The organism is Bradyrhizobium sp. PMVTL-01, from assembly GCF_051861855.1.
Classification (GTDB): Bacteria; Pseudomonadota; Alphaproteobacteria; order Rhizobiales; family Xanthobacteraceae; genus Bradyrhizobium.
Genome location: NZ_CP193982.1, coordinates 7,732,794 through 7,755,810, shown reverse-complemented (window position 1 = coordinate 7,755,810; position 23,017 = coordinate 7,732,794). Strand labels below are relative to the sequence as shown.

Below are 23,017 nucleotides of genomic sequence, written 5' to 3'. Positions count from 1 at the left end.
CGCAAAATCCTGCCGCGACCGGCTGGGGAGACGGATGCGCAGCGAACTGTCAGCCACGTCCACGATATTCGAAGCCAACCGTGCCCGTGGCGCGGTGCGCTTCGACGTGCATGCGCGAGATGGCGTGACGCGGCGCGGTGCCCTGCATGAGTCCGGTTCGCTCCGCGTACGGTTTCCCTCGCCGGAAGATCAGGGCCTGTCCGGCGTGTTCGTCAACACCGCTGGCGGGGTCGCCGGCGGCGATCGCTTCGATGTCGAGATATCGGCAGGCGATCGCGCGCGGCTGACGCTGACCACGGCGGCCGCAGAAAAGGTTTATCGCGCGCCGGGGCCGGCGGCGCAGCTCAATATCTCCCTGAAGGCCGCCGCAGGCGCGCATCTTGGCTGGCTGCCGCAGGAGACCATCCTGTTCGACCGCGCGCGCGTGCAACGCCGCTTCGACATCGAGGTCGACGAGGCGGCCTCGCTCCTACTCTGCGAGATCGTAGTCTTCGGCCGCACCGCCATGGGCGAGCGGATGGAGCAGGGCGAGTTCGTCGACCGCTGGCGAATGCGCCGCGGCGGCAGGCTGGTGTTCGCAGAAACCGTCCGGCTCGACGGTGATATCGGCGCCAAGCTCGCGCGATCGGCCGTGGCAAAGGGCGGTGCGGCGATCGGCACGGCCCTGATCGTGCCCGCTGACGAGGCCCTGGTCGAGCGCATCCGGGAGGCGTCGGAGTCCTTCTCCGGCGAGGTCGGAATCTCGGCATGGAATGGCTTTGCAATCGCGCGGTTCTGTGCCCAAGATGCGGCGCGTTTGCGCGCCGACATGATGACCGTGCTGGCGCGCACCGGCGCGGCCCTGCCGCGGCTCTGGCTGAACTGATGACTGGCTGAATTGACGTGTTGAACGGAAGAGATTTCGCATGAACCTGTCTCCCCGCGAAAAGGACAAGCTTCTGGTCTCGATGGCGGCGATCGTGGCGCGCCGCCGGCTGGACCGCGGTGTCAAGCTCAACCATCCCGAGGCGATCGCGATCATCTCCGATTTCATCCTCGAAGGCGCGCGCGACGGCCGCACCGTCGCCGAGCTGATGCAATCCGGCGCGCAGGTCTTGACCCGCGACCAGGTGATGCCGGGCATTCCCGAGATGATCCACGACATCCAGGTCGAGGCCACCTTTCCCGACGGCACCAAGCTCGTCACCGTGCACGACCCGATCAGGTAGGAGCAAGAGCATGATCCCCGGCGAACTCTTCATCCAGGACGGCGAGATCGAGCTCAATCCCGGCCGCAAGACCGTGACGCTGACGGTCGCCAACAGCGGCGACCGGCCGATCCAGGTCGGCTCGCACTACCATTTCTTCGAGACCAACCCCGCGCTGAAGTTCGATCGCAAGAAATCGCGCGGCATGCGCCTCGACATCGCCGCCGGCACCGCCGTCCGTTTCGAGCCCGGCCAGACCCGCGAGGTCCAGCTCGTCGCGCTCGCCGGCAAGAAGACGATCTACGGCTTCCGCGGCGGCGTCATGGGGAAGCTGTGACCTCCACAGGAACGAGCACGGCGCGGCACCGTTGAGGCGGAAACGGAGGTATTTGCCATGCTGTCCCCAATCCGCCTCGTCTCCGAAGCCGCCGACCTCGCCGCGCGCCGCCACAACGGCATGGCGCGCAAGGGGCGGGGCAACGAGCCCTATATCAATCACCTCGCCGAGGTCGCGAACTTGCTTGCAACCGCGACCGATGGTGCCGATGCCGAGCTGGTCGCGGCCGGCTGGCTGCACGATTCGATCGAGGATACCGACACCACGCGCGAGGAGCTCGCGCAGACATTCTCCGAGCGTGTCGCGTCCCTCGTCGTCGAATGCACCGACGACATGAGCCTGCCGAAGGCGGAGCGGCGGCGGAAGCAGATCGAGGACGCGCCGCACAAATCCCCCGGCGCCAAGCTGATCAAGATAGCCGACAAGATCAGCAACATCGGCGCGCGCATTCAAACCGATCCGACCGCTGAAGAGCGCGACGATCTCGCCGACTACAGCGACTGGGCCACGCGGGTCGTGGCGGGTTGCCGCGGCGGCAATGCGTGGCTCGATACGAAATTCGACGATGCCGTGAAAGCAGCGAGGGCCTTGCTGTGAGCAGCCAACAGTTCAATCGCAAACGGGGCTTGTGATGTCCGTCAAAATAAAGCGTTCCGTCTATGCCGACATGTTCGGCCCGACCACCGGCGACAAGGTGCGGCTCGCCGACACCGACCTCATCATAGAGGTCGAGAAGGATTTCACCACCTATGGCGAGGAGGTGAAGTTCGGTGGCGGCAAGGTGATCCGCGACGGCATGGGGCAGTCGCAGGTCACCAACAAGCAGGGCGCGGCCGACACCGTCATCACCAATGCGCTGATCGTCGATCACTGGGGCATCGTGAAGGCCGACGTCGCGATCAAGGACGGCATGATTTCGGCAATCGGCAAGGCCGGCAATCCGGACATCCAGCCGGGCGTCACCATCATCATCGGGCCCGGCACCGATGTGATCGCGGGTGAGGGCAAGATCCTCACGGCCGGCGGCTTCGACAGCCACATCCATTTCATCTGTCCGCAGCAGATCGAGCACGCGCTGATGAGTGGCGTCACCTCGATGCTGGGTGGCGGCACCGGCCCGTCGCACGGCACCTTCGCCACCACCTGCACGCCGGGGCCGTGGCACATTGGGCGGATGATTCAGTCGTTCGACGCCTTCCCGGTCAATCTCGGCATTTCCGGCAAGGGCAACGCCTCGCGGCCCGCCGCGCTGGTCGAGATGATCAAGGCCGGCGCCTGTGCGCTGAAGCTGCACGAGGACTGGGGCACGACGCCGGCCGCGATCGACAACTGCCTGTCGGTGGCTGATGACTACGACATTCAGGTCATGCTGCATTCCGACACGCTGAACGAATCCGGATTTGTCGAGGACACGATCAAGGCCTTCAAGGGTCGCACCATCCACGCCTTCCACACCGAAGGCGCCGGCGGCGGCCACGCGCCTGACATCATCAAGGTTGCCGGGCTGAAGAACGTGCTGCCGTCCTCGACCAATCCGACGCGCCCCTTCACGCGCAACACCATCGACGAGCATCTGGACATGCTGATGGTGTGCCACCACCTCGATCCCTCGATCGCGGAAGACCTGGCCTTCGCCGAAAGCCGCATCCGCAAGGAGACGATCGCCGCAGAAGACATCCTGCACGATCTCGGCGCGCTTTCGATGATGTCGTCGGACTCGCAGGCCATGGGGCGCCTCGGCGAGGTCATCATCCGGACCTGGCAGACCGCGGACAAGATGAAGAAGCAGCGGGGCTCGCTGCCGCAGGACAAGGGCAAGGACAACGACAATTTCCGCGTCAAGCGCTACATCGCCAAATACACGATCAACCCCGCGATCGCGCATGGCGTGTCGAAGCTGATCGGCTCGGTAGAGAAGGGCAAGCTCGCCGATCTCGTGCTGTGGTCGCCGGCCTTCTTCGGCGTCAAGCCGGACTGCATCGTCAAGGGCGGCACCATTGTCGCGGCGCCCATGGGCGATCCCAACGCCTCGATCCCGACGCCGCAGCCGGTGCACTACCAGCCGATGTTCGGCGCCTTCGGCAAGGCGAGGACCGCGTCCTCGGTCGTCTTCACCTCGAAGGCGGCGGTGACTGGTGGCCTCGCGCGAAAGCTCGGCATCGAGAAGAAACTCTATGCGGTCCAGAACACCCGCGGAAAAATCTCCAAGAAGAGCATGATCCACAATGACGCCACGCCCAATATCGAGGTCGATCCGGAAACCTATGAGGTCCGCGCCGAGGGCGAGCTGTTGACCTGCGCGCCGGCGGAGGTGTTGCCGATGGCGCAGCGATATTTCATGTACTGAAATAGCGCCTCGACGCATGTCCCGGGAATATGGCTTGAGTGCGCGTCCGGCGACGGCTTTTCCGGTGTTGCGTTCGGTCCCGCCTGGTCTAATGTCCCGCCCGGTATCGAACCCTGAGAAGAAAAGCCGGGAGGATTTCTCGTGATTTACGTCGTTGCAACCCTGACCATCAAGCCCGAGACGCGCGCCGAATTCATTGCAGGTGCCACCGCCTGCATCAAGGAGACGCGGAAGGAGCCCGGCAACATCGCCTATGATCTGCATGAGAGCGTCACCGATCCCAGCAAGATGGTGTTCGTCGAGCAGTGGGAGAATGCCGAGGCGCTGGTGCCCCATCGCGCCATGGAGCACATGAAGACGTTCGGCCGCATCGCTGTGAAGTGTTTCGCGGCGCCGCCGAAGATCGAGATCATTACGCCCGAGAAGGTCGAGACACGGTAAAGAGGTCAAACGCATGATCCGGGCGACGCAGGTCAGGGGACAACACCGCTTCACGGAAGCGCCGGTGGACACGGTCGTGCTCGATTTCGACGATCGGCACCGCCGCCGCATGGCAATGACGGGGACGCGTGGCCTCGAATTCCTGCTCGACCTGGAGAACGCCGTCGCGCTCCGCGGCGGCGATGCGCTGGTGCTCGAGGACGGAAGGCTGGTCGAAGTGGTCGCGGCGCCGGAGCCGCTGCTCGAGATCCGCGGCCGCGATCCGCATCACCTCATCCGCGTCGGCTGGCATCTCGGCAACCGTCATCTGCCGACGCAGATCATGGCCAAGAGCCTGCGCATCCGCCGCGACCACGTCATCGAGGCCATGGTGAAAGGCCTCGGTGCGCGTGTGATCGAGATCGAGGCGCCGTTCGATCCCGAAGGCGGCGCCTACGCCGATGCCGGGCACGCGCATGGACACGACGACCATGCGCATCATGGTCATGCACATCACGATCATGGCCATCATCATAGTCACGATCACCATGATCATCACGGCCATGACCATCATCATGATCACGCCGCGCATGACCATGGCCACGAGCACCACCATCACCACGACGAGCATTGCGACCATCCGGACCATCACCACGGCCACAAGCATGCTCATGACCACAAATGAGCCTGTCGGTGCCGGAGGCCTCGCCGAGCGCGAGGCGGCGGCGCTGTACCGGCTGATGACCTGGCTGTCTCCGGCGTTCCCCGTCGGTGGTTTCTCCTATTCCAGCGGCATCGAATGGGCGGTCGAGGCGGGCGACATCCTGGACATCGCGACGCTCGCCGACTGGCTCGATGCGATGCTCGGCGACGGCTCGGGCTTCTGCGATGCGATCTTCCTGGTCCATGCCTATCGCGCCACCGAGTCGGGCGAGCAGGCCTCCTTGCGCGACATCGCGGAACTCGCGAGCGCCTTCGTGCCGTCGCGCGAGCGTCAGCTGGAGACGGCCTCGCAGGGACGCGCCTTCATCGACATCTCCCGCGCCGCGTGGGATGCGGAAGGCCTGGATGCGATGGTCGCGGCATGCGGCACGCCACTGGTCTATCCCGTCGCCGTCGGCCTGGTCGCAGCCAAGCACGGCGTGCCGCTGGCGCCGACGCTGCACGCCTTCCTGCATGCGCTGGTCTCGAACTGGATCTCGGCGGCGAGCCGCCTCATTCCGCTCGGCCAGACCGACAGCCAGCGCGTGCTGGTGCGGCTGGAAGCGGCGGTGGCCGCCACCGCCAATCGTGCGCTGAACGCGACATTGGACGATCTCGGCAGCGCCACGTTCCGCGCCGATCTCGCCAGCCTGCGGCATGAGACGCAATATACGCGGCTGTTCAGGTCATGAATGCGAGGCTCTCAGTGTCGTCCCGGCGACGACCCATAACCAGGAATACCTGTGATTATGGACGGCAGGGGCCACACCTTGCCGCGACAATCGAATTCGGTGGCTCTGGGTCCCGGCCCCCGTGCGCACCGCGCACTAGGCCGCGACGACATTAAAAGGAGAGAGAATGGCGACTTCTCACGGCCCCTTGCGTGTCGGCGTTGGCGGCCCGGTCGGGTCAGGCAAGACCGCGCTGATGGACCTGCTCTGCAAGACCATGCGCGAGCACTATGACATCGCCGCGATCACCAACGACATCTACACCAAATGGGATGCGGAATTCCTGGTGCGTTCGGGTTCGCTGACGCCGGATCGCATCGCCGGCGTCGAGACTGGCGGCTGCCCGCACACGGCGATCCGCGAGGACGCCTCGATGAACCTCGCCGCGGTCGCGGACATGCGCGCGAAATTCCCGGGCCTCGACCTCGTGCTGATCGAGTCCGGCGGCGACAATCTCGCTGCCACTTTTTCCCCGGAGCTTGCCGACCTCACCATCTACGTCATCGACGTCGCCGCCGGCGACAAGATCCCGTCCAAGGGCGGTCCCGGCATCACCCGGTCCGACCTGCTGGTGATCAACAAGATCGATCTTGCACCCCATGTCGGCGCCTCGCTGGAGAAGATGGAGACGGACGCGAGGCGCATGCGCGGTGAGCGCCCCTTTGTCATGACCAACCTGAAGAAGAGCGAGGGGCTCGACCGCATCGTCGGCTTCATCGAGGCCAAAGGCGGGCTGAAACGGGCAGGCTGACCGACGCGACGACTTGGCGCAGGCGGTTTTCGCCGTTAACGCCTGGGGCGGGGCCGCGGCTTGCGGAACAAATTTCGGACACGGCGATTGAATACCTCCGGTGCCCGGGGCAACTCCACCCCGGCCGGACCCTCGGCCGGGCGAATTAAGCTTTCCAGGCGACCCAAGTTGCGTACTGATGCCTCCTCCTCCATTATCTGCGCCATTGGGGTTCACCCTGTTTCGGCACATGGCCGTTCGAGCGGCGTTCATATGCTCCGTGTTTATTGCCGACCTCCCGCTTCCGTCTGAGTAGTCGCGTGGTCCGGCTGGGTTTCATCATCGGCTTCATCGCTCTGCTCGGAGCCTTGCTTTCCGGGCTTGCGGCCTATCGCGTCCACGACCAGGAGCTGGCGCTGGACCGCATCGCGCTCGCCCGTGCGATCGACGTCCATGCCAGCCTGGTTCAGGACCGGCTCACCGAGCGCGAGCTGCTCGCGCGCGTCGCCTCAGGCCTGTTCCGCGCGCCATCGGTGCTGAAGCCCAACATGCTGGAGCCGCTGCGCTCGGCGATCTACGCGTTCAAGACGGACTTCGTGGTGGCCGGCTGGGTTGCCCGGCTTCAGCCGAACGAGCTCGCAGCGGCGCAGGCGGCGATCGCGGCGGCCGGCTTCCCGAAGCCGGAGATCCGTGACTACAGTGACAAGCCCATCGCCGCCGCCACCCTGACCCATCCGATCGACGTGCTGATGGACCTCGAGCCGCGCAGTGACGAGACCAAGGCGTTGCCCGGCCGCAGCTATGACCAGGATCCGGTGCGCAGCGCAATGCTCGCCCGGGCCAGGATCGAGAAACGATCGGTTGCTTCCGATCCGGTGCCGCTGCTGCGCGCGAACGGCCCGATCGGCATCATCGTGGCTGCTCCCGTGATTCCCGAGGGGGCCACGGAGCCGGCCGGTTTCGTCACGTTCTCGTACGAGCTTGCCACGCTGATGTTGACCAATGACGACATGTCGTTGTTCTCGGTCGCACTCAGGGATCCACGCAAGGACGGCGGCGAGCTCGTCGCCAATGAGCAGGGTGTGGTTTCCACGCGTGCAACGGCGGCAGAGGCGCCGGCGCCGTCGGCGACACGTACGGTCAGCTTCGGCGGTCGCGACTGGCAGCTCAGCTATTACGCGAAGACCAATTCGGCGCGCCGCGCCGAGCAGACCGCCATCATCGTGGCGGCGATCGGTTTTGCCATCACCGCGATGGTGTGCGGCCTGTTCGGATATGTCGCCTACAACAATCTGCGGCTCAGCCGGGAGATCCAGGTGCGGATCGGCTTCGAGCGCCGCCTGACCGCCGTCATCGACGAGCTGAATCATCGGGTGAAGAACATCCTGGCCGTGATCCAGTCGATCGTGACGCGTACGCTGCGCCACGGTTCGGACATCGACGTCGCGCGCGATCTCCTGATCGGCCGTATCCACGCCATGTCCAACGTGGTCTCGCTGCTCAGTGAGAGCCAGTGGCAGGGCGTCAAGCTGAAGGGCCTGTTCGAGGCGCGCGCGATCCCGCATGCCGATCGCATCGCCGTCACCGGTCCCGACATCGCGGTCAGCGCGCGCGCCGCGCAGAGCCTGTCGCTGCTGTTCTTCGAGCTCGCCTCGCATTCGGACGAGGGCCTGTCCCTGGTCGGCAAGCATCCGCACATCACCGCCAACTGGACGGTGACCGGCGAGGCGCCCGAGGAGGTTTTTCATTTCCGCTGGGAGGAGTTCAACACCAGCGAGGCGACGCGCCGGCCCGACTCCGATTTCGGCCTGATCCTGCTCGACCGCGTCGCGCCAGAGGCGCTGGGCGGTACCGCCAAGCGCTTCTTCACCGACGTCTCTTACGTCTATGAACTGACTGCGCCGATGGAGACGGTGGTCGACATGACCGAGCGCGATCGCACGGACAAGCTCTCGGCGCCGGTGCGCCCCGTGCGCTGATCAGTCTTTCGGCCGCAATACCAGATCGACCAGATTGCGCGCGTAGCTCGGCGTGATCGGCGCGATGCCGAAGATGTAGCGGTAGAACAGGCTGCCATAGATCGCGTCGTAGAGATCCTCGGGGAGCCCCTCGGCCAGAATGCTGCCGTCCTTCTGGCCCGCGGCGATCATGTCCACCAGCGCGTCGCGGCGGAATTGCAAGTACCGCGCGTAGAACAGCTCCGCCGAGCCGGTCTTGGAGATGCATTCGGAGATGACGGCGAGCTGGACCTTGCCGAACTCGCCCTGGAGCGCCTCGGCATAGGCGGTGGCATGGCGCCGCGCGCGCACCGCGGGCGTTCCGGCGCTTGCGGGCGGCAGCGGCAGCATCTGCGCGGCATGGTGGAGGAAGGCGTCGATCAGCAGCGCTTCCCGCGACGGCCACCATTTGTAGATCGTCATCTTGGACACGCTGGAGTGGCGTGCGATCGCATCGATCGTGGTGGCGGCGAGGTCGGTGGCCGCCATCAGCGCATAGGCGCTTTCGAGGATGGCGTTGGTGGTCTCGATCGACCTTGGCCGGCCGCGCCGGGGCGCGCTCTCCGCCTCTTCACCCCCGCCTTTCGCCATCGCCACGCCCGGTCTCCTCACGCAGAGCCCCGGCATAGCGCAGCGGCCGCTTTCGGCATAGCAGAATCGCACGATTTTGTGGCCGGAGCGATTCAGCTCTGAGCCTGCCGCCGCAGGGCTGCCGGCAGATCCTGCCGTTTCGACCAGGCGATGTAATAGGCGAGCCCGGTCATCGCGCCGAAGCCGGTGATGCTCACCGCGACCTGCATCAGCACCAGGTTCGGCCCGGTGATCAGGATGAGGTGGCCGGCGAAGGACAGGAACACGGCGACGCAGAACACCGCGAGCCATTCCTCGCCGCATGCGATCACGGCCTGCAGCGGCCTCCATGTCAAGCCGGGATGATCAGCCGGGATGAGATGGGTCGCAATCAGCGCGAGGGCCAGGAAGTGGAGCACGCGATAGGGCGCGAGGTTTTCCTTGTCGGTCGGAGCGAAGCTGTTGAGGAGCAGATCGGGCAGGTGGGCGGACAGCGCCGGCGAATGGCGCATCAGGGTGACGGCCATCGCGAAGATCAGGTAGGCGCCCGCGAGGATCCGCAGCCAGGACATGCCGCGCAGCGCACGGCCCGGCGCGCCGGTGACGGCGAACCAGCCGCCCAGCACCATCAGCATCTGCCAGCACAGCGGATTGAAGGTCCATTCCTGGTCCGGGTAGACCCGGAAATTCCAGTCGAACCAGCGCGCGGCGACGTACAGCGCGACCGATGCGGCGAGCGTCAGGTTCGGCCGGCGCAGCAGCCCCCACAGTACGAACGGAAAGAACGCCATCAGCGGGATCATCAGCTGCAGCAGGTCGAGGTTCAACGGCTCTTCCTGGAGAACGAGGCCGCGGATCAGGATGCGCAGCGGGTGCTCGAGAATCCCGGAAATGTTGTATTCGTAGATGATCTCCGGCGCCATCGATTGCGAGGCGACGTAGGCGATCGCATCGATATAGATCACGAACAGCACGACATAGGCGGCATAGAGCCGCCAGACGCGGCGAAAGATTCGCGTCGCCGCGACCACGTAGCCCCGCTCCAGCGCCATCCGGCCATGGATGATGGCGACGCCGTAGCCCACCACGAACACGAACAGATCGGCCGCGCCGCTGAAGCCGAAATTCCGCAGCGTCAGCAGGTTGACCACGTTGTTCGGAATATGGTCGACGAACACGGACCAATTGGCGATGCCCAGCGTCAGATAGAGCCTGGCGTCGTGCTGAAATGCGGCGAGGTTCGCCTTGACGGACGGTTTCATTGAGCAAAATAGCTTTGGGAATCAGGGTGATGCTTTTACCGGCAACCGCCTGCCTATCCGAGTAGCGTTTGCGTGAGCAGGATCGGTTTGTCCTGAATAGCGCGGAAAAACACAAAGCGACGATCTATTGATTTCCAATAGATGCGTTTGAGCGACTTGCGACGAAATTATCTAACGTACCGCGCCTTTACTCGGCGGGTTCGGCCGATGCATCGTCGGGGACGCCGGCGCGGCTCGCCATGATCCCCAGCGCGACGCCGCCGATGGCCAGGATCGGCAACAGCCGCTTGACCCCTATGGCACGGACAATCTGCAGCCCGGTGGCAAGCAGCATGGGGTCGGCGAGCATGCTGTGCGCTGCGGACTTGGCGGCGCGCTCGGCGGCGATGTGGGCCTCCTTGCGCAATTGCCGCTTGTAGGCCCAGTAGCTCACCGCCGCGGTCAGCGTCAGCAGAAAGAAGACGCCCGCGCCGGCGAGGCAAGCCTGCACCGGGCCATATTTTTCGAGGACCGAAATGAAGGCGGCAGCGCAGAGGAAGCATGTCGTGATGAACAGCGCGAACGCAGCGCCCGCGGCAAGCGACGTTAGCCGGACCGTCGTGCCGGTTGAGGCACTGATGCCGTCGATGATGCGCTGAAACATGGCCTTGCTCCTCGGATCCCCCACAAGCCTGGTCGTCACACGCCGACCTTGGCGGCGCCGTGGCGCCGCCTCAACGTTCGCTGGGCGTCCTGACCTTACCGGCGCCAGGCGACGCCGATCAGGAAGCCGATGCCGAGCGCGAGCCCGACGGTCGCCAGCGGCCGCTGCGTGATCGCCTCTTCCAGCGTCTCCTCGATGGATCCATAGGCGTCCTGCGCCGCGTCCATCATGGCGCTGCCGCGCTCGGACATGTCGTCGATCGCGGAATCCATGTTCTCGCGCGCCTGGCGATAGCCTCGCCTGGCCTGCTTGCTGGTGGAGTTGGCAAAGGTATTGAGCGCGTCGGTGATCTGGTCGGTGAGGGCGGCGATATCGCTTTTCACGGCTGCTACATCCTTCTCGAGGCGTTCTCTGGAGGCTTTGTCGGTCCAGTCGCTCATCCCGGCTTCGGCAGTGGTCGTTGACATCAGGAAGCTCCGAACTGTTTGCGGCTGAGATAGCCGGAAAACGTTTCGTCGGCGGGTAAGTTCCGATCGCGGAAACCGGTTACTCCTGCGGCAGTTGCGGCGCATCCTCCGGCAGCAGGTGTTCCTTCAGGATCAGCCCGACGATCAGCAGCGGCGACGACAGGAAGGCGCCCATCGGCCCCCACAGCCAGGTCCAGAACGCCAGCGCCAGCAGCACCGCCAGCGCATTCAGCGCCAGGCGACGACCGATGATGGTCGGCGTGACGAAATGTCCCTCCAGGAACGTGATGCCGCCGAAGGCGATGGCCGCAGCCAGGCCGCCGCCGATGGTCGGGAAGGCGACGAGCCCCACCACGACCAATATGGCGAACATCGCGATCGGTCCGATGATCGGGATGAAGTTGAGGGTTGCTGCAAGTGCGCCGAGGCCGGCCGGGTTCGGCATGCTGGTCACGGCGCAGACGAGGCCGGTGGCAATCCCGACACCGATATTGATGACCGTGACGGTCAGCAGGTAGTTGCCGAGATGGACCTCGATCTCGTTGAGGATGCGCAGCGTGCGCAGCCGCGCGTCGCGGTCGCTGAACGTCATGATCAGTGCGCGCCGCAGGTCGCGCCAGCTCGCGATGAACAGGATCAACGTGACGAAGAACAGCAGGAATTCGGTAAAGGTGGGCGAGAGGAATTCCAGCGTCGGCTGCACCCAATCGAATTTCGGCAGCTGGAAGCTCGGCAGTCCCTCCGAGCCGCCGACCATGGCTTGCAGCTCGCGCCACAGCGCCAGCGGCCGGTCGAACACTTGCAGCTTGTCCCTCAACTGCGCGCCGAGCTCCGGCAGGCGCGAGCTCCACTCCATCACGGGCGAGGCGATCAGCGCGACGACGAAGGCGACCAGCGCGCTCACGGCAATCACGATCAGGACGGCGCCCAGTCCGCGCGGCACCTTGCGGTTCTCCAGGAAGGTCGCTGCCGGAGACAGCATCGTGCCGACGACAAAGGCCATCACCACGGGGAGGAAGAACGCCCTGGCAACGTAGAGCACCGCGACCACTGCGATCAGTAGCAGGCCGGCCAGCGCAAAGGCGACGAACTCGGTGCGCCGGATGATCGGCGGCAGGTCGGCATGGCTGCCGGGGAGCGGGTCACCTTCACCGCTGCCGGGAATCAGACGTTCACTGGGAAGGACGCGCACAATATCTCTCCCGCACGGAAAGCTTCCGCGCGCCCATTGATGATCTCACAACGTCGGAAGCGGCGGCGAGGTTCCGTCGCGCTTTCGTGAGGTTGCGCTCGCTTGACTGTGACGTCGCCGCAGCACTGCGGCGCGGAACTTGAGTCGCTCCGGCTGCGTTTGTTGGCAAGCCGCATCACCCTGATGCGCACATCCAACGGGGCAGCACATGACAATGGTCTCTCCAGCCCGCCGCTTCTCGCCGCGCGCCACCACCGCTTTTGCCTTCGCGACCGCTCTGCTTGTCGTGCCCTTCGGAGCCGCCGGCGCGCAAACGCTCGGCTATGTCCCGATGCAGCCGCAAGGCTATCCGCAGGGTCAGACCTATTCGCACGACTATGTGAGCGACGAGGCACAGGCGAGCGATGAGGATGCCCGGCTGCCCGACCGCCTGCGCAGGCAGATCGTCAGTTTCGACCGCAGCGAGCCGGCCGGCACCATCGTGATTGATACCGGCAATACATACCTCTACTACGTGCTCGGCAATGGCCGGGCTATTCGCTACGGCGTCGGCGTCGGCCGCGACGGCTTTACCTGGTCGGGCGTCCAGAGCATCAGCCGCAAGGCGGAATGGCCGGACTGGCACCCGCCCGCCGAGATGATCGCGCGCCAGCCCTACCTGCCGCGCTTCGTCGCCGGCGGTCCCGGCAATCCGCTCGGTGCGCGCGCGATGTATCTGGGATCGAGTCAGTATCGCATCCACGGCACCAACGATCCCAGCACCATCGGCAAGTTCGTCTCGTCCGGCTGCATCCGCATGACCAACGAGGACGTCACCGACCTGTTCAGCCGCGTCAATGTCGGCGCCAAGGTGGTCGTGCTGCCGAAGAACGCCCCGCTGATGGCGAAGGGCGGCGACAAGGGGAGTGATTCCTGGCACAAGCGCCCCGCGGCGACGACGCTGCCGTCGGGCCGGCAGGCGCTGAACATCTCGACGTCGGCCGTGAACTGAAGAGTTCGAGTGAGGTGATATGAAGAGACGCCTGATGGGCAAACTGGCTGGCGCTGCAGCAGGTCTGGTCGCTGTCTCCGCCGGTCTGGGATTGGCGCCGTCGGCGCATGCGGAGGATTTCTTTTCGGCATTGTTCGGCGGCTTCCGGATGCGGCCGCCACCGGAGATCCGCACTCCGTTCCCGAACGACGACATGCCGCCGCGCTACGACGCGCCGCGCCAGCGTGCCGCCTATGGCGGCGGCACGGCCTATTGCGTGCGCGGCTGCGATGGCCGGTATTTTCCGGCGCAGGGAGCAGACGCCCTGAGCAAGGCGCAATCCTGCAAAAGCTTCTGTCCGACGTCGGAGACCTCGCTGGTCTATGGCAATAATATCGACGACGCCGCGACCGAGAGCGGGAAATCCTACTCCGACCTGCCGAACGCGTTCCGCTACCGCAACGAGATCGTCGCGGGCTGTACCTGCAACGGCAAGGATCCGGTCGGGCTCGCCCAGGTCAAGGTCCAGGACGATCCTACCTTGCGCAAAGGTGACATCGTTGCGGGTACGGGCGGTTTGGTCGTTGCGAACCGCAACGCCAATGACCGTCGCGGCGTCGCGATGAATTTCTCGCCGCTGCCGGATTCGGTGCGGGCGAGGTTTCGTCAGGTGCCGGTGGTGGCGAAGGAGTAGGCCGGCATCACGTGTGATGCGATGCGCGTGCCTCGACCTCCAATGTCATCCCGGACAAGCGCGCCCAACGCGCGCGCATCCGGGATCCATAGACACTGGGCGTGGTTTGGCGAAGACCGGAGTTGCCAGACCGCGCGACAATTGTCCGCCGGGAGTATGGGTTCCGGCTCGCTTTGCTCGCTTGTCCGGGACGACACCGATCGTGTTACGCCGGCGTGTCCTACGCCGCGCGGATCTTCCCGAGGAAGTCGCTGACCTGCTGGCCGAGTTGGCGGCTCTGCGTCTCCAGCGTTTCGGAGGCCTGCTTGACGTTGTCCGCCGCGTCGGCCTTCACGCCGTTGATATTGTCCGAGACGTTCTTGGTACCCTCGACGCTGTCGACAGTCGTGGAGGCGTCGTGGGAGGCCCTGCCGGCGACCTGCAGGCGGTCGTTGGTCTGGCGCGATCTCACCCGCGGTGTTGCGGAGCAGAATCGTCGATCACATGCCGTTGGCGCCGCGAGGCCAGACGGTCTCTGCAAGTGAAGGGAAAAGGGTAGAGTTTTAGGCAGCCGGCCTGCTGGTAGAAATACGCATTTACTAGAAGTTGCAAAGGGTTGCACCGATGGAACCGGCGCGCGAGACGTGCGTTAGGATACCGTTAGCAATTTGCCAGAAGGGGGGTCCCTGCAATGCTGATCGGCGTCCTCGTCACCTTTCTCGTCGTCATCCTCGTACTCTATCTCATCAACATGCTTCCGATGGACGGCCGCGCCAAGCAGATCGCGCGCGTCATCGTCATCATCATCGGCATTGTGTCCTTGCTGAAATATCTCGCGGTGTTCTAGCGAGGGTATCGCGGGCGTAGCTCGGATTCCGCTACGCTCCGTCCGGGCCACGCGTGCGACCGTTTTCAACAAAAAGCCCCGGCCTGAGCCGGGGCTTCATTGATGCTGTGCTAGTGCAGAGACTTCAGCCAGTCGTCGACGTCTTGGCGAACCTGGTCCTTGGCCTTGCCGTAGCGTTCCTGGAGCCGGCCTTCGAGCTGCTCGCGGCGGCCCTCGATCAGTTGGAGATCGTCGTCAGTAAGCCTGCCCCATTTCTCCTTGGCCGATCCCTTGAACTGCTTCCAGTTTCCTTCGATCCGATTCCAGTCCATGACCATCTCCCATGGGTTGCTGGCCGTACAACGCAAAGGCGCGTGCAGCCGTTCCGGCAAGCTGTCGCGACGTTTCGTCCAACAAAAAAGCCCCGGCTCGCGCCGGGGCTTTTGACACTGGCGTGACCTGGTTCAACCCTGCGCCTTCGCCTCGCGGCGGCGCGCGGTGAGGATGTATTCGGTGTAACCGTTCGGCTGCTCGCGTCCCCTGAAGATCAGGTCGCACGCGGCCTTGAAGGCGACGCCGTCGAAGGCCGGCGCCATCGGCTTGTAGATCGGATCGGCGGCGTTCTGCTTGTCGACGACGACGGCCATGCGCTTGAGCGACTCCATCACCTGCGCCTCGGTGATCACGCCCTGGTGCAGCCAGTTGGCGAGATGCTGGCTGGAGATGCGTAACGTCGCGCGGTCTTCCATCAGGCCGACATCGTGGATGTCGGGCACCTTGGAGCAGCCGACGCCCTGGTCGATCCAGCGCACGACATAGCCGAGGATGCCCTGGCAGTTGTTGTCGATCTCCTGCTTGACGTCATCGGGCGCCCAGTTCGACTTCGACACCGGAATGGTGAGGATGTCGGAGAGCTTGGCGCGCGGACCGCCCTTGGTCAGCTCCTGCTGGCGCGCGATCACGTTGACCTGGTGATAGTGCAGCGCGTGCAGCGTCGCTGCTGTCGGCGAGGGCACCCAGGCCGTGGTGGCACCGGCCTGCGGATGGCCAAGCTTCTGGGCCAGCATGTCCGCCATCTTGTCGGGCGCGGCCCACATGCCCTTGCCGATCTGGGCGTGGCCGGGCAGGCCACAGGTCAGGCCCATGTCGACGTTCCAGTCCTCGTAGGCCTTGATCCAGGCCTGCACCTTCATCTCGTTCTTGCGGATCATCGGGCCCGCTTCCATCGAGGTGTGGATCTCGTCGCCGGTGCGGTCGAGGAAGCCGGTGTTGATGAACATGATGCGCTTGGAGGCGCGCTGGATGCAGGCCTTGAGGTTGACGGTGGTGCGCCGCTCCTCGTCCATGATGCCGACCTTGAGGGTGTTCTCGGGCAGGCCCAGCATCTTCTCGACGCGATCGAAGATCTCGCAGGTGAACGAGACCTCGTCGGGGCCGTGCATCTTCGGCTTGACGATATAGGCCGATCCCGTGCGGCTGTTTTTGACCGTGGAGTTGCCCTTGAGGTCGTGGATCGCGAGCAGGCCGGAGACGGCGGCATCGAGCAGGCCTTCCGGCACTTCCTCGCCCTTCTCGTCCAGCACCGCGTCGGTGAACATGTGGTGACCGCAATTGCGCATGAGCAGCAGGCTGCGGCCGTGCAGCTTCACTTCGCCCTTGCCGTCGCGCGTCTTGTAGACGCGGTCGGCGTTGAGCGAACGCGTCAGCGTCTTGCCACCCTTCTCGAAGTCGGCCGACAGCGTGCCGTTCATCAGGCCGAGCGTGTTGCGGTAGACCAGCACCTTGTCTTCGGCGTCGACCGCGGCGACCGAGTCCTCCATGTCCAGGATGGTCGAGACGGCCGCTTCCATGATCATGTCGGCGACGCCGGCCGGATCGTCCTTGCCGATCGTGCTGCCACGATCGATCTTCACCTCGACATGCAGGCCGTTGTTGACGAGCAGCACCGCACTCGGCGCGGCGGCGTCGCCCTGGAAGCCCGCGAACTGAGCGGCGTTCTTGAGCGCGGTCGCATTGCCGCTCTTCAGCTTCACCGCGAGCTGGCCCGCGACGACGCTGTAGGCGGTGACGTCGGTGTGGCTGCCGGTCGCAAGCGGCACCGCGCTATCGAGGAACGCCTTGGCTTTCGCGATCACCTTGTCGCCGCGTGCCTTGTTGTAGCCCTTCCCGCTCTCTGAGGGATCGTGCGGGATCGCGTCGGTGCCGTAGAAGGCATCGTAGAGCGAGCCCCAGCGCGCATTCGCCGCGTTCAGCGCGTAGCGCGCGTTGGTGAGGGGCACGACGAGCTGCGGGCCGCAGATCTTGCCGATCTCCTCGTCGACATTGGCGGTCTCGACCTTCTGCGTCGCGGGCTCGGGGACGAGATAGCCGATCTCCTTCAGGAAGGCGGTATAGGCGTCGAGGTCGAACGCCTTGCCTTTGTTGGCGCGATGCCAGTCGTCGATCTTGGCCTGCAGCGTGTCACGCACCGCCAGCAACGCGCGGTTCTTCGGTCCCAGCTCCTTGATGATGGCGGCAACCCCGGCCCAGAACGCATCCGGCGCGATCCCCGTTTTCGGGGCCGCTTCCTTGGCGATGAAGTCAAACAGGACGGGAGCGATCTTCAATCCGTGGGCGTCGACGCGTTTCATGATGGGCTTTCTTGTTGGAAATGGCTGTTTTTGGCTGCTTTTGACCCGACTGCAGCAAAATGCGCCCACGAGGAGCAGCTTTCGGGACCTATTAGCCCCAAAATCGGGGCGGTGAGAAGACCCCCGAAGGGTCTGTCAAAATGTCAAGAAGAGGTGGGGAAGGCAGCAGAGGCTTGAGCCCGGCTCCCTGCCACGCGCACAACTACGCTCCCTACCCCCTTGTGGGGGAGGGCGGGGGAGAGGGGTGGCCCGGCAAAAGGCGTGTCGGAGATCGACGGAGCGGAATGCTCTTGCTGATGGAGAGAGTCCCGTGTGGACCCCTCTCCCGAACCCTCCCCCACAAGGGCAGGGCTATCGCATATGACTCGTTGCGGCGGCCTGGGCGCACGCCTCGTCCTTCGAGACGGCGCTTATGCGCCTCCTCAGGATGAGGCTGATCAGCGTCAGTGCCCGTTGAAACTGCTGCCGCGCACTCCGTCCTCATCCTGAGCAGCCCGCCTGAAGCAGGCGTCTCGAAGGATGGCCGGAAAAGTTTTCAAATGCGATAGCCCTGCCCCACAAGGGGACGGGAACGCACTAACTGTGTGGTGGTTGCGCGTGCACCAACGAGAGTGCGCTTCAAATATTCGCGGCGAGGTCCACGATTTCGTCGAACAGCACGCCGGATGTCTTCAGCATTTGCTCGATCTCGTCCGCCGCCTCCGCAACCGTCCGCTTCGACGTGTCGATCACGAGCTCGGCGGCCTGCGGCGCCTCGTAGTCGTTGCCGATGCCGGTGAACGAGGCCAGCGCGCCAGCGCGGGCTTTCTTGTAGTGGCCCTTGGGGTCGCGCTCCTCGCAGATGCCGGCCGGCGTCGCGACATGGATTTCGCGGAACGCGGTGTCGGCGATGCGGCGCGCGGCGGCGCGGTCCTCGCGGGCCGGCGAGACGGCCGCGACGATCGCGATGTGGCCGTTGCGGGCCAGATGCGTCGCCACTTCGGCGAGGCGGCGGATGTTCTCGCTGCGATCAGCAATGGAGAAGCCGAGATCGCTGTTGAGGCCGGCGCGCAGCGTGTCGCCGTCGAGCAGGATCGGCGAGCCGCCATTGGTGAAGAGACGCCGCTCCAGCGCCCGCGCCAGCGTCGACTTGCCGGAGGCCGGCAGGCCGGTGAGCCAGACCACGGCGCCGTTGTGGCGATAGCGCGCCGAACGCTCGTCCGGCCGCAGCGCCGATTCCACCGGCACGATGTCGACCGGCACGGCACGCTGGCCGGCATCGACCGACAGCACGAGGCCGCCGCCGGCGATGCGCCCGGAGACCTCGATCACGAGCCGGCCGGTGCGCGGGTTCTCGGTGTAGGGATCGGTGGCAATCGGATTCGAAAGAGAAATGTCGATCTCGCCGACATGGTTACGGCCGATCGCCTTGTTCTCGCTGCTGGAGAGCTCGCCGGGATCGACCGCCTTCTCGATCGCCACCACGGTGGCGCGGCTTTCCTTCGGTCCGCAGCGCACCAGCAGCTGGTCGCCCTTGGCGAGCGGCTTGTCGTGCAGCCAGAAGATGCGCGCGCGCAGGCGGCGTGTCTCGCGCGGCGGAATGCCCGCATGCGCGACGATGTCGCCGCGCTCGATGAACAGCTCGCGGTCGAGCGTGATGCCGACCGAGCGGCCGGCGCCTTGCCGTCCCGCGACCGGCGTCACCGGCCAGCTCTCGACCGTCTTGATCTTGGCGATCTTGCCGGCCGGCATGATCACGATCTCGTCGCCGGCTTTGAGGCTGCCGGATTCGATGCGGCCCGCCACGATGCGGCGGTCGTCGAACTTGTAGATCGCCTGCACCGGCAGGCGCAGCGCCAGCGCTTCCAGCGGCCGTGCCGGCTCGAGTCGGTCGAGCGCCTCGACCACGGTCGGTCCCTTGTACCAGCCGATGCGTTCGGTGCGCATCGCAACGCCGTCGCCATCTCGCGCCGAGATCGGGATCACCGCGGTCGGGGTCACGCCGAGGCCATTGAGATGCGCGGAGATCTCGTCGCTGATCTCCTTGAAGCGGTCAGCGGAGAAGTCGACACGGTCCATCTTGTTGACGACGACAGCGACCTGCTTCACGCCGAGCAGATGCAGCAGATACCCGTGCCGCCGTGTCTGGTCGCGTACGCCTTCGAGCGCGTCGATGATCAGCACCGCACCGTCGGCCTGCGAAGCGCCGGTGATCATGTTGCGCAGGAATTCGGCGTGGCCGGGCGCGTCGATCAGGACGATGTCGCGCGAATTGGTGCGGAAGCGGATCTGCGTGGTATCGATGGTGATGCCCTGGTCCCGCTCGGTCTGCAGCGCATCGAGCAGGAACGACCATTCGAACGGCATGCCGCGCCGCGCGCTGACGGCCTTGAGCATTTCGAGCTTGCCGTCGGGCAGGCTGCCGGTCTCGTGCAACAGGCGCCCGACCAGCGTCGACTTGCCGTGGTCGACATGGCCGACAATGACGATGCGCACTTGCGGACGCGTGGTGCCGTTCGGGGTCGCAGGCGAAGCGGGGGTGACGATCATGTTCATAGCCGCAGAGCGTCCTTGATCAGAGATAGCCGGCGACACGAAGGCGCTCGAAGGCGTCCTCGGTCTCGTGGTCGAGCGCGCGTCCGGCGCGCTCCGGCACCTTGGTCTGCTCGAGCTCGATCAGGATCTCGTCGATGCTGGACGCTGTCGAATTCACGGGGTTGGTGATGTCTTGATCGCCCAGCGAGCGATAGCGCTTGCCGTCCTTGGCGAGATACAGCGGGATGATCGGGATGTTCTCGCGCTTGGTGTAGGCCCAGATGTCCGCCTCGGTCCAATGCAGGATCGGATGGATGCGCAAATGCGCGCCCTGCGGCGGCGATGCGTTGAAATGGTCCCAGAACTCCGGCGGCTGGTCGCGGACGTCCCAATTGCCTTCGAGCCCGCGCGGCGAGAACACGCGCTCCTTGGCGCGGGTCGCTTCCTCGTCGCGGCGGATGCCGGCGATCAGGCCGTCGAAGCCGTACTTTGCGAGCGCCATCTTGAGGCCCTCGGTCTTGCGCGCGGCCGATCGGGCGGCCGGCGGCAGCGTTGGGTCGACGGCATCGATCGGCGGGCAGGGCTCGACACGCAGATCGAGACCCCACTCCTTCCCGTAATGGTCGCGGAAGCGATACATCTCCGGAAACTTCTTGCCGGTGTCGACATGGAGCGCCGGGAACGGCATGCGGCCGAAGAACGCCTTGCGCGCCAGCCAGATCATGACGTTGGAGTCCTTGCCGAGCGACCACAGCAGGGCAATCTTCTTCAGCCGGGCAAAGGCCTCGCGGAAGATGTAGATGCTCTGCGCCTCGAGCTGGTCGAGATGGTCCATGCGGGGGGCAACATCAGCAGAAAATTCTTGCGAGCCCGAGCGTCCGACGGGGGCCGGGCTGCTGACTCCGACAACACCGGAATCGTCCTTGAGAAGATGCATCTCTGCCACTTTGCGTTTGGAGGCGAAAATTCTATAGTTGCGCTGCAGAAGAGAAGAAAAAATTTTCTCTTTGCGCGCTCGAAACGACACATATATAGAAAATAATTCCAGTCAACCCCGGATGTAGGGGAAGCGAGTATCGCATGCGGTTCTTGCCGGTGTTCCTCGATCTGAAGGCCGGTCCGGTGATCCTCATCGGCGCGGGTGAGCTTTTGCGCGCCAAGCTGCGCGTGCTCGCCGCTGCCGGCGCGCGCCTCCGCGTGCATGCGATCGACGGCAATCAAGACCTCAGTGTCAATTCCGAGGACGCTTCGCGCGTCGAAATCGCCACCGGCGATCCGCTGACCGCCGATCTCGCCGGCGTTATCGCCGTCGTTTGCGCGGGCGCAGGCCATGTCGGTGTGGCGATGTCGGCCCGGGCGAAGGCGCTCGGCCTGCCCGTCAACGTCATGGACGATCTCGAGAATTCCAGCTTCATCTTCCCGGCCATCGTCGATCGCGGCGATGTCGTGGTCGCGGTCGGCACCGGCGGCACTTCACCGGTGGTGGCGCGGCGTGTGCGCGAGAAGATCGAGGCGCTGCTGCCGGCGCGCGTCGGCGAGCTCGCCGAGTTCATCGGCACCTTCCGCAAGTCCATCAACGAGCGCATCGCCGAGTTTCCGTTGCGCCGGCGCTTCTGGGAACGCGTCATCGACGGCCCGATCGGCGCCGCCGTGCTCGCCGGCCGCAAGGACGAAGCCGACGCATCGCTCAAGGCCATTGCCGATCCCTCGGATTTCGCGCGAGCCGACAAGCCGGAAGGCTCGGTCACGCTGGTCGGCGCCGGCCCCGGCGATCCCGATCTGCTCACCATCAAGGCGCTGCGCGCACTTCAGGACGCCGACATCGTCTTCCACGACGAGCTGGTTTCACCCGAGATTCTCGACCGCATCCGCCGCGACACCTCGCGCGTGCCGGTCGGCCGCCGCGTCGGCAAACCCGGCATCGGTCAGGACGCCATCAACAAGCGCATGATCGAGGCCGCGCAATCAGGCCAGCGCGTGGTCCGGCTCAAGGGCGGCGATCCCTTCGTGTTCGGCCGCGGCGGCGAAGAGATCGAGGCGCTGCGTGCCGCGGGCGTTGCCTATTCGATCATCCCCGGCATCACCGCAGGCCTCGGCGGGGCCGCCGATTTCGAGGTGCCGCTCACCTACCGCCGCGAGGCGACCCGCATCACCTTCCTCACGGCGCACAAGGCGCGCGATGCCGAAGCCGTGGACTGGTCGACGCTGACCGACACCAGAATGACGGTCGTGGTCTACATGGGCATGACTGCGGCACCCGCCGTGCGCGCCGGCCTGTTCGCGGCCGGGCGTTCGCCGGAGACGCCGGTCGGCGTGTTCGCCCGCGTCACGCGGCCCGATGCGCAGGGCGCGATTGGTACGTTGCGCGACCTCCCCGAACTCGTGCGGCGGATCCATGGCGGTCCCGCCATCCTCATCATCGGCGACGTGGTCCGGCATGCCGGCTCGCTTCGTCGTCAAACCCCCAAGCAAATCATCTCTGACCTATTGGATGCAGCCGAATGACCTCCCCGCTCGAACAGAAGAAGATCAGGATCTCCGGCCCCTCGGTGGTGACGGCCAACCGCACCTGGGACGGCATCGTGGTCTACCGCACCGCTGCCAAGAGCTGGTCCGCGGACCTCTCGGAAGCCGCGATCGTGCGCAACTCCGACGAGGCGAAAGCGTTGCTTGCGGAAGCCGTGGCCGATGACGTCGGTGCCATCGGCCCCTATATCGCCCCGGTGCAGGTCGGCGACGACGGCAAGATCCTGCCCGGTAATCTGCGCGAACAGATCCGCCGCACCGGTGTGACAATCGGACAGCCGGTCCAGGCTTAA

At 65.2% G+C, this 23,017-nt stretch carries 25 protein-coding genes; 15 read left to right on the top strand and 10 right to left on the bottom strand.

Features of this window, described 5'->3' with window-relative positions; genetic code table 11:
• Window positions 1-34: 34 nt before the first annotated feature.
• From ACRQ5Q_RS37375 to ACRQ5Q_RS37330, 10 genes are all read left to right on the top strand, one after another.
• The gene (locus tag ACRQ5Q_RS37375; protein WP_439370570.1) at window positions 35-865 is read left to right on the top strand and encodes an urease accessory protein UreD; all 831 of its coding nucleotides are present in this window, start codon (window positions 35-37) and stop codon (window positions 863-865) included.
• Window positions 866-905: 40 nt separating this feature from the next.
• Window positions 906-1,208: an urease subunit gamma gene (locus tag ACRQ5Q_RS37370; protein WP_439370569.1), complete on the top strand. Its 303-nt coding sequence runs from the start codon at window positions 906-908 to the stop codon at window positions 1,206-1,208.
• A gap of 10 nt (window positions 1,209-1,218) precedes the next feature.
• Complete coding sequence (locus ACRQ5Q_RS37365) at window positions 1,219-1,524, top strand: urease subunit beta (RefSeq protein WP_439370568.1); 306 nt, start codon at window positions 1,219-1,221, stop codon at window positions 1,522-1,524.
• Window positions 1,525-1,581: 57 nt separating this feature from the next.
• On the top strand, window positions 1,582-2,121 hold the full coding sequence (locus tag ACRQ5Q_RS37360; protein ID WP_439370567.1) for an HD domain-containing protein: 540 nt from the start codon (window positions 1,582-1,584) through the stop codon (window positions 2,119-2,121).
• A gap of 34 nt (window positions 2,122-2,155) precedes the next feature.
• Window positions 2,156-3,871 carry an urease subunit alpha gene (gene ureC / locus ACRQ5Q_RS37355; RefSeq protein ID WP_439394829.1) on the top strand — a complete coding sequence of 572 codons (1,716 nt, stop codon included), beginning with the start codon at window positions 2,156-2,158 and terminating at the stop codon, window positions 3,869-3,871.
• 141 nt (window positions 3,872-4,012) lie between these two features.
• On the top strand, window positions 4,013-4,312 hold the full coding sequence (locus ACRQ5Q_RS37350) for a putative quinol monooxygenase (RefSeq protein ID WP_439370565.1): 300 nt from the start codon (window positions 4,013-4,015) through the stop codon (window positions 4,310-4,312).
• A gap of 13 nt (window positions 4,313-4,325) precedes the next feature.
• A complete protein-coding gene (ureE, locus tag ACRQ5Q_RS37345) occupies window positions 4,326-4,976 on the top strand; it encodes an urease accessory protein UreE (RefSeq protein WP_439370564.1) in 651 nt (216 codons plus the stop codon).
• Entirely contained in the window at window positions 4,957-5,685 is a 729-nt protein-coding gene (locus ACRQ5Q_RS37340; RefSeq protein ID WP_439399937.1) for an urease accessory protein UreF, read from the top strand. The genes ureE and ACRQ5Q_RS37340 overlap by 20 nt, the downstream gene beginning before the upstream one ends.
• A 166-nt stretch (window positions 5,686-5,851) precedes the next feature.
• Window positions 5,852-6,475, top strand: coding sequence for an urease accessory protein UreG (ureG, locus tag ACRQ5Q_RS37335; RefSeq protein WP_211413678.1), 624 nt, complete (start codon window positions 5,852-5,854; stop codon window positions 6,473-6,475).
• A gap of 299 nt (window positions 6,476-6,774) precedes the next feature.
• Complete coding sequence (locus ACRQ5Q_RS37330) at window positions 6,775-8,433, top strand: CHASE domain-containing protein (RefSeq protein ID WP_439370563.1); 1,659 nt, start codon at window positions 6,775-6,777, stop codon at window positions 8,431-8,433.
• Here the strand turns inward: ACRQ5Q_RS37330 and ACRQ5Q_RS37325 are convergent, their stop codons facing one another.
• The 5 genes from ACRQ5Q_RS37325 to ACRQ5Q_RS37305 all read right to left on the bottom strand — a co-directional run bounded on the left by ACRQ5Q_RS37325 (window position 8,434) and on the right by ACRQ5Q_RS37305 (window position 12,585).
• Entirely contained in the window at window positions 8,434-9,042 is a 609-nt protein-coding gene (locus tag ACRQ5Q_RS37325; protein ID WP_439375700.1) for a TetR/AcrR family transcriptional regulator, read from the bottom strand.
• A 92-nt stretch (window positions 9,043-9,134) separates the two neighbouring features.
• Window positions 9,135-10,283, bottom strand: coding sequence for an OpgC domain-containing protein (locus tag ACRQ5Q_RS37320; RefSeq protein WP_439370562.1), 1,149 nt, complete (start codon window positions 10,281-10,283; stop codon window positions 9,135-9,137).
• Between the two features lie 187 nt (window positions 10,284-10,470).
• On the bottom strand, window positions 10,471-10,926 hold the full coding sequence (locus tag ACRQ5Q_RS37315) for a hypothetical protein (RefSeq protein ID WP_439394828.1): 456 nt from the start codon (window positions 10,924-10,926) through the stop codon (window positions 10,471-10,473).
• A gap of 95 nt (window positions 10,927-11,021) precedes the next feature.
• Window positions 11,022-11,393 (bottom strand): DUF883 family protein, encoded by a 372-nt coding sequence (locus ACRQ5Q_RS37310; protein ID WP_439370560.1) that lies wholly within the window; start codon window positions 11,391-11,393, stop codon window positions 11,022-11,024.
• A 79-nt stretch (window positions 11,394-11,472) separates the two neighbouring features.
• A complete protein-coding gene (locus ACRQ5Q_RS37305) occupies window positions 11,473-12,585 on the bottom strand; it encodes an AI-2E family transporter (protein ID WP_439370559.1) in 1,113 nt (370 codons plus the stop codon).
• A 208-nt stretch (window positions 12,586-12,793) separates the two neighbouring features.
• On the opposite strand from ACRQ5Q_RS37305, the gene ACRQ5Q_RS37300 reads away from it, so the two are divergent.
• Window positions 12,794-13,576: a L,D-transpeptidase gene (locus ACRQ5Q_RS37300; protein ID WP_439394826.1), complete on the top strand. Its 783-nt coding sequence runs from the start codon at window positions 12,794-12,796 to the stop codon at window positions 13,574-13,576.
• A 19-nt stretch (window positions 13,577-13,595) separates the two neighbouring features.
• The gene (locus tag ACRQ5Q_RS37295; protein WP_439370557.1) at window positions 13,596-14,249 is read left to right on the top strand and encodes a DUF2865 domain-containing protein; all 654 of its coding nucleotides are present in this window, start codon (window positions 13,596-13,598) and stop codon (window positions 14,247-14,249) included.
• A gap of 220 nt (window positions 14,250-14,469) precedes the next feature.
• Here the strand turns inward: ACRQ5Q_RS37295 and ACRQ5Q_RS37290 are convergent, their stop codons facing one another.
• Complete coding sequence (locus ACRQ5Q_RS37290) at window positions 14,470-14,700, bottom strand: hypothetical protein (RefSeq protein WP_439399979.1); 231 nt, start codon at window positions 14,698-14,700, stop codon at window positions 14,470-14,472.
• A 219-nt stretch (window positions 14,701-14,919) separates the two neighbouring features.
• Here ACRQ5Q_RS37290 and ACRQ5Q_RS37285 point away from each other — a divergent pair, with 219 nt between their 5' ends.
• Complete coding sequence (locus tag ACRQ5Q_RS37285; protein ID WP_018646636.1) at window positions 14,920-15,075, top strand: Thivi_2564 family membrane protein; 156 nt, start codon at window positions 14,920-14,922, stop codon at window positions 15,073-15,075.
• A 110-nt stretch (window positions 15,076-15,185) separates the two neighbouring features.
• Here the strand turns inward: ACRQ5Q_RS37285 and ACRQ5Q_RS37280 are convergent, their stop codons facing one another.
• The 4 genes from ACRQ5Q_RS37280 to cysD all read right to left on the bottom strand — a co-directional run bounded on the left by ACRQ5Q_RS37280 (window position 15,186) and on the right by cysD (window position 21,033).
• Entirely contained in the window at window positions 15,186-15,386 is a 201-nt protein-coding gene (locus tag ACRQ5Q_RS37280; RefSeq protein WP_439370556.1) for a CsbD family protein, read from the bottom strand.
• Between the two features lie 132 nt (window positions 15,387-15,518).
• The gene (locus tag ACRQ5Q_RS37275; RefSeq protein ID WP_439394824.1) at window positions 15,519-17,684 is read right to left on the bottom strand and encodes a malate synthase G; all 2,166 of its coding nucleotides are present in this window, start codon (window positions 17,682-17,684) and stop codon (window positions 15,519-15,521) included.
• 618 nt (window positions 17,685-18,302) lie between these two features.
• Complete coding sequence (gene cysC / locus ACRQ5Q_RS37270; RefSeq protein WP_439394822.1) at window positions 18,303-20,219, bottom strand: adenylyl-sulfate kinase; 1,917 nt, start codon at window positions 20,217-20,219, stop codon at window positions 18,303-18,305.
• A gap of 19 nt (window positions 20,220-20,238) precedes the next feature.
• Window positions 20,239-21,033 carry a sulfate adenylyltransferase subunit CysD gene (gene cysD, locus ACRQ5Q_RS37265; RefSeq protein WP_439370553.1) on the bottom strand — a complete coding sequence of 265 codons (795 nt, stop codon included), beginning with the start codon at window positions 21,031-21,033 and terminating at the stop codon, window positions 20,239-20,241.
• A gap of 245 nt (window positions 21,034-21,278) precedes the next feature.
• Here cysD and cysG point away from each other — a divergent pair, with 245 nt between their 5' ends.
• Entirely contained in the window at window positions 21,279-22,703 is a 1,425-nt protein-coding gene (cysG, locus tag ACRQ5Q_RS37260; protein ID WP_439394820.1) for a siroheme synthase CysG, read from the top strand.
• Window positions 22,700-23,017: a DUF2849 domain-containing protein gene (locus tag ACRQ5Q_RS37255; protein ID WP_439370551.1), complete on the top strand. Its 318-nt coding sequence runs from the start codon at window positions 22,700-22,702 to the stop codon at window positions 23,015-23,017. The genes cysG and ACRQ5Q_RS37255 overlap by 4 nt, the downstream gene beginning before the upstream one ends.

Bases quoted from the DNA above. Each gene is read 5' to 3' on its own strand.
- ACRQ5Q_RS37375 (WP_439370570.1), top strand. From the start codon at position 35: ATGCGCAGCGAACTGTCAGCCACGTCCACGATATTCGAAGCCAACCGT.
- ACRQ5Q_RS37370 (WP_439370569.1), top strand. From the start codon at position 906: ATGAACCTGTCTCCCCGCGAAAAGGACAAGCTTCTGGTCTCGATGGCG.
- ACRQ5Q_RS37365 (WP_439370568.1), top strand. From the start codon at position 1,219: ATGATCCCCGGCGAACTCTTCATCCAGGACGGCGAGATCGAGCTCAAT.
- ACRQ5Q_RS37360 (WP_439370567.1), top strand. From the start codon at position 1,582: ATGCTGTCCCCAATCCGCCTCGTCTCCGAAGCCGCCGACCTCGCCGCG.
- ureC (WP_439394829.1), top strand. From the start codon at position 2,156: ATGTCCGTCAAAATAAAGCGTTCCGTCTATGCCGACATGTTCGGCCCG.
- ureE (WP_439370564.1), top strand. From the start codon at position 4,326: ATGATCCGGGCGACGCAGGTCAGGGGACAACACCGCTTCACGGAAGCG.
- ACRQ5Q_RS37340 (WP_439399937.1), top strand. From the start codon at position 4,957: ATGCTCATGACCACAAATGAGCCTGTCGGTGCCGGAGGCCTCGCCGAG.
- ureG (WP_211413678.1), top strand. From the start codon at position 5,852: ATGGCGACTTCTCACGGCCCCTTGCGTGTCGGCGTTGGCGGCCCGGTC.
- ACRQ5Q_RS37325 (WP_439375700.1), bottom strand. From the start codon at position 9,042: ATGGCGAAAGGCGGGGGTGAAGAGGCGGAGAGCGCGCCCCGGCGCGGC.
- ACRQ5Q_RS37320 (WP_439370562.1), bottom strand. From the start codon at position 10,283: ATGAAACCGTCCGTCAAGGCGAACCTCGCCGCATTTCAGCACGACGCC.
- ACRQ5Q_RS37315 (WP_439394828.1), bottom strand. From the start codon at position 10,926: ATGTTTCAGCGCATCATCGACGGCATCAGTGCCTCAACCGGCACGACG.
- ACRQ5Q_RS37310 (WP_439370560.1), bottom strand. From the start codon at position 11,393: ATGTCAACGACCACTGCCGAAGCCGGGATGAGCGACTGGACCGACAAA.
- ACRQ5Q_RS37300 (WP_439394826.1), top strand. From the start codon at position 12,794: ATGACAATGGTCTCTCCAGCCCGCCGCTTCTCGCCGCGCGCCACCACC.
- ACRQ5Q_RS37295 (WP_439370557.1), top strand. From the start codon at position 13,596: ATGAAGAGACGCCTGATGGGCAAACTGGCTGGCGCTGCAGCAGGTCTG.
- ACRQ5Q_RS37285 (WP_018646636.1), top strand. From the start codon at position 14,920: ATGCTGATCGGCGTCCTCGTCACCTTTCTCGTCGTCATCCTCGTACTC.
- ACRQ5Q_RS37280 (WP_439370556.1), bottom strand. From the start codon at position 15,386: ATGGACTGGAATCGGATCGAAGGAAACTGGAAGCAGTTCAAGGGATCG.
- ACRQ5Q_RS37275 (WP_439394824.1), bottom strand. From the start codon at position 17,684: ATGAAACGCGTCGACGCCCACGGATTGAAGATCGCTCCCGTCCTGTTT.
- cysC (WP_439394822.1), bottom strand. From the start codon at position 20,219: ATGAACATGATCGTCACCCCCGCTTCGCCTGCGACCCCGAACGGCACC.
- cysD (WP_439370553.1), bottom strand. From the start codon at position 21,033: ATGGACCATCTCGACCAGCTCGAGGCGCAGAGCATCTACATCTTCCGC.
- cysG (WP_439394820.1), top strand. From the start codon at position 21,279: ATGCGGTTCTTGCCGGTGTTCCTCGATCTGAAGGCCGGTCCGGTGATC.
- ACRQ5Q_RS37255 (WP_439370551.1), top strand. From the start codon at position 22,700: ATGACCTCCCCGCTCGAACAGAAGAAGATCAGGATCTCCGGCCCCTCG.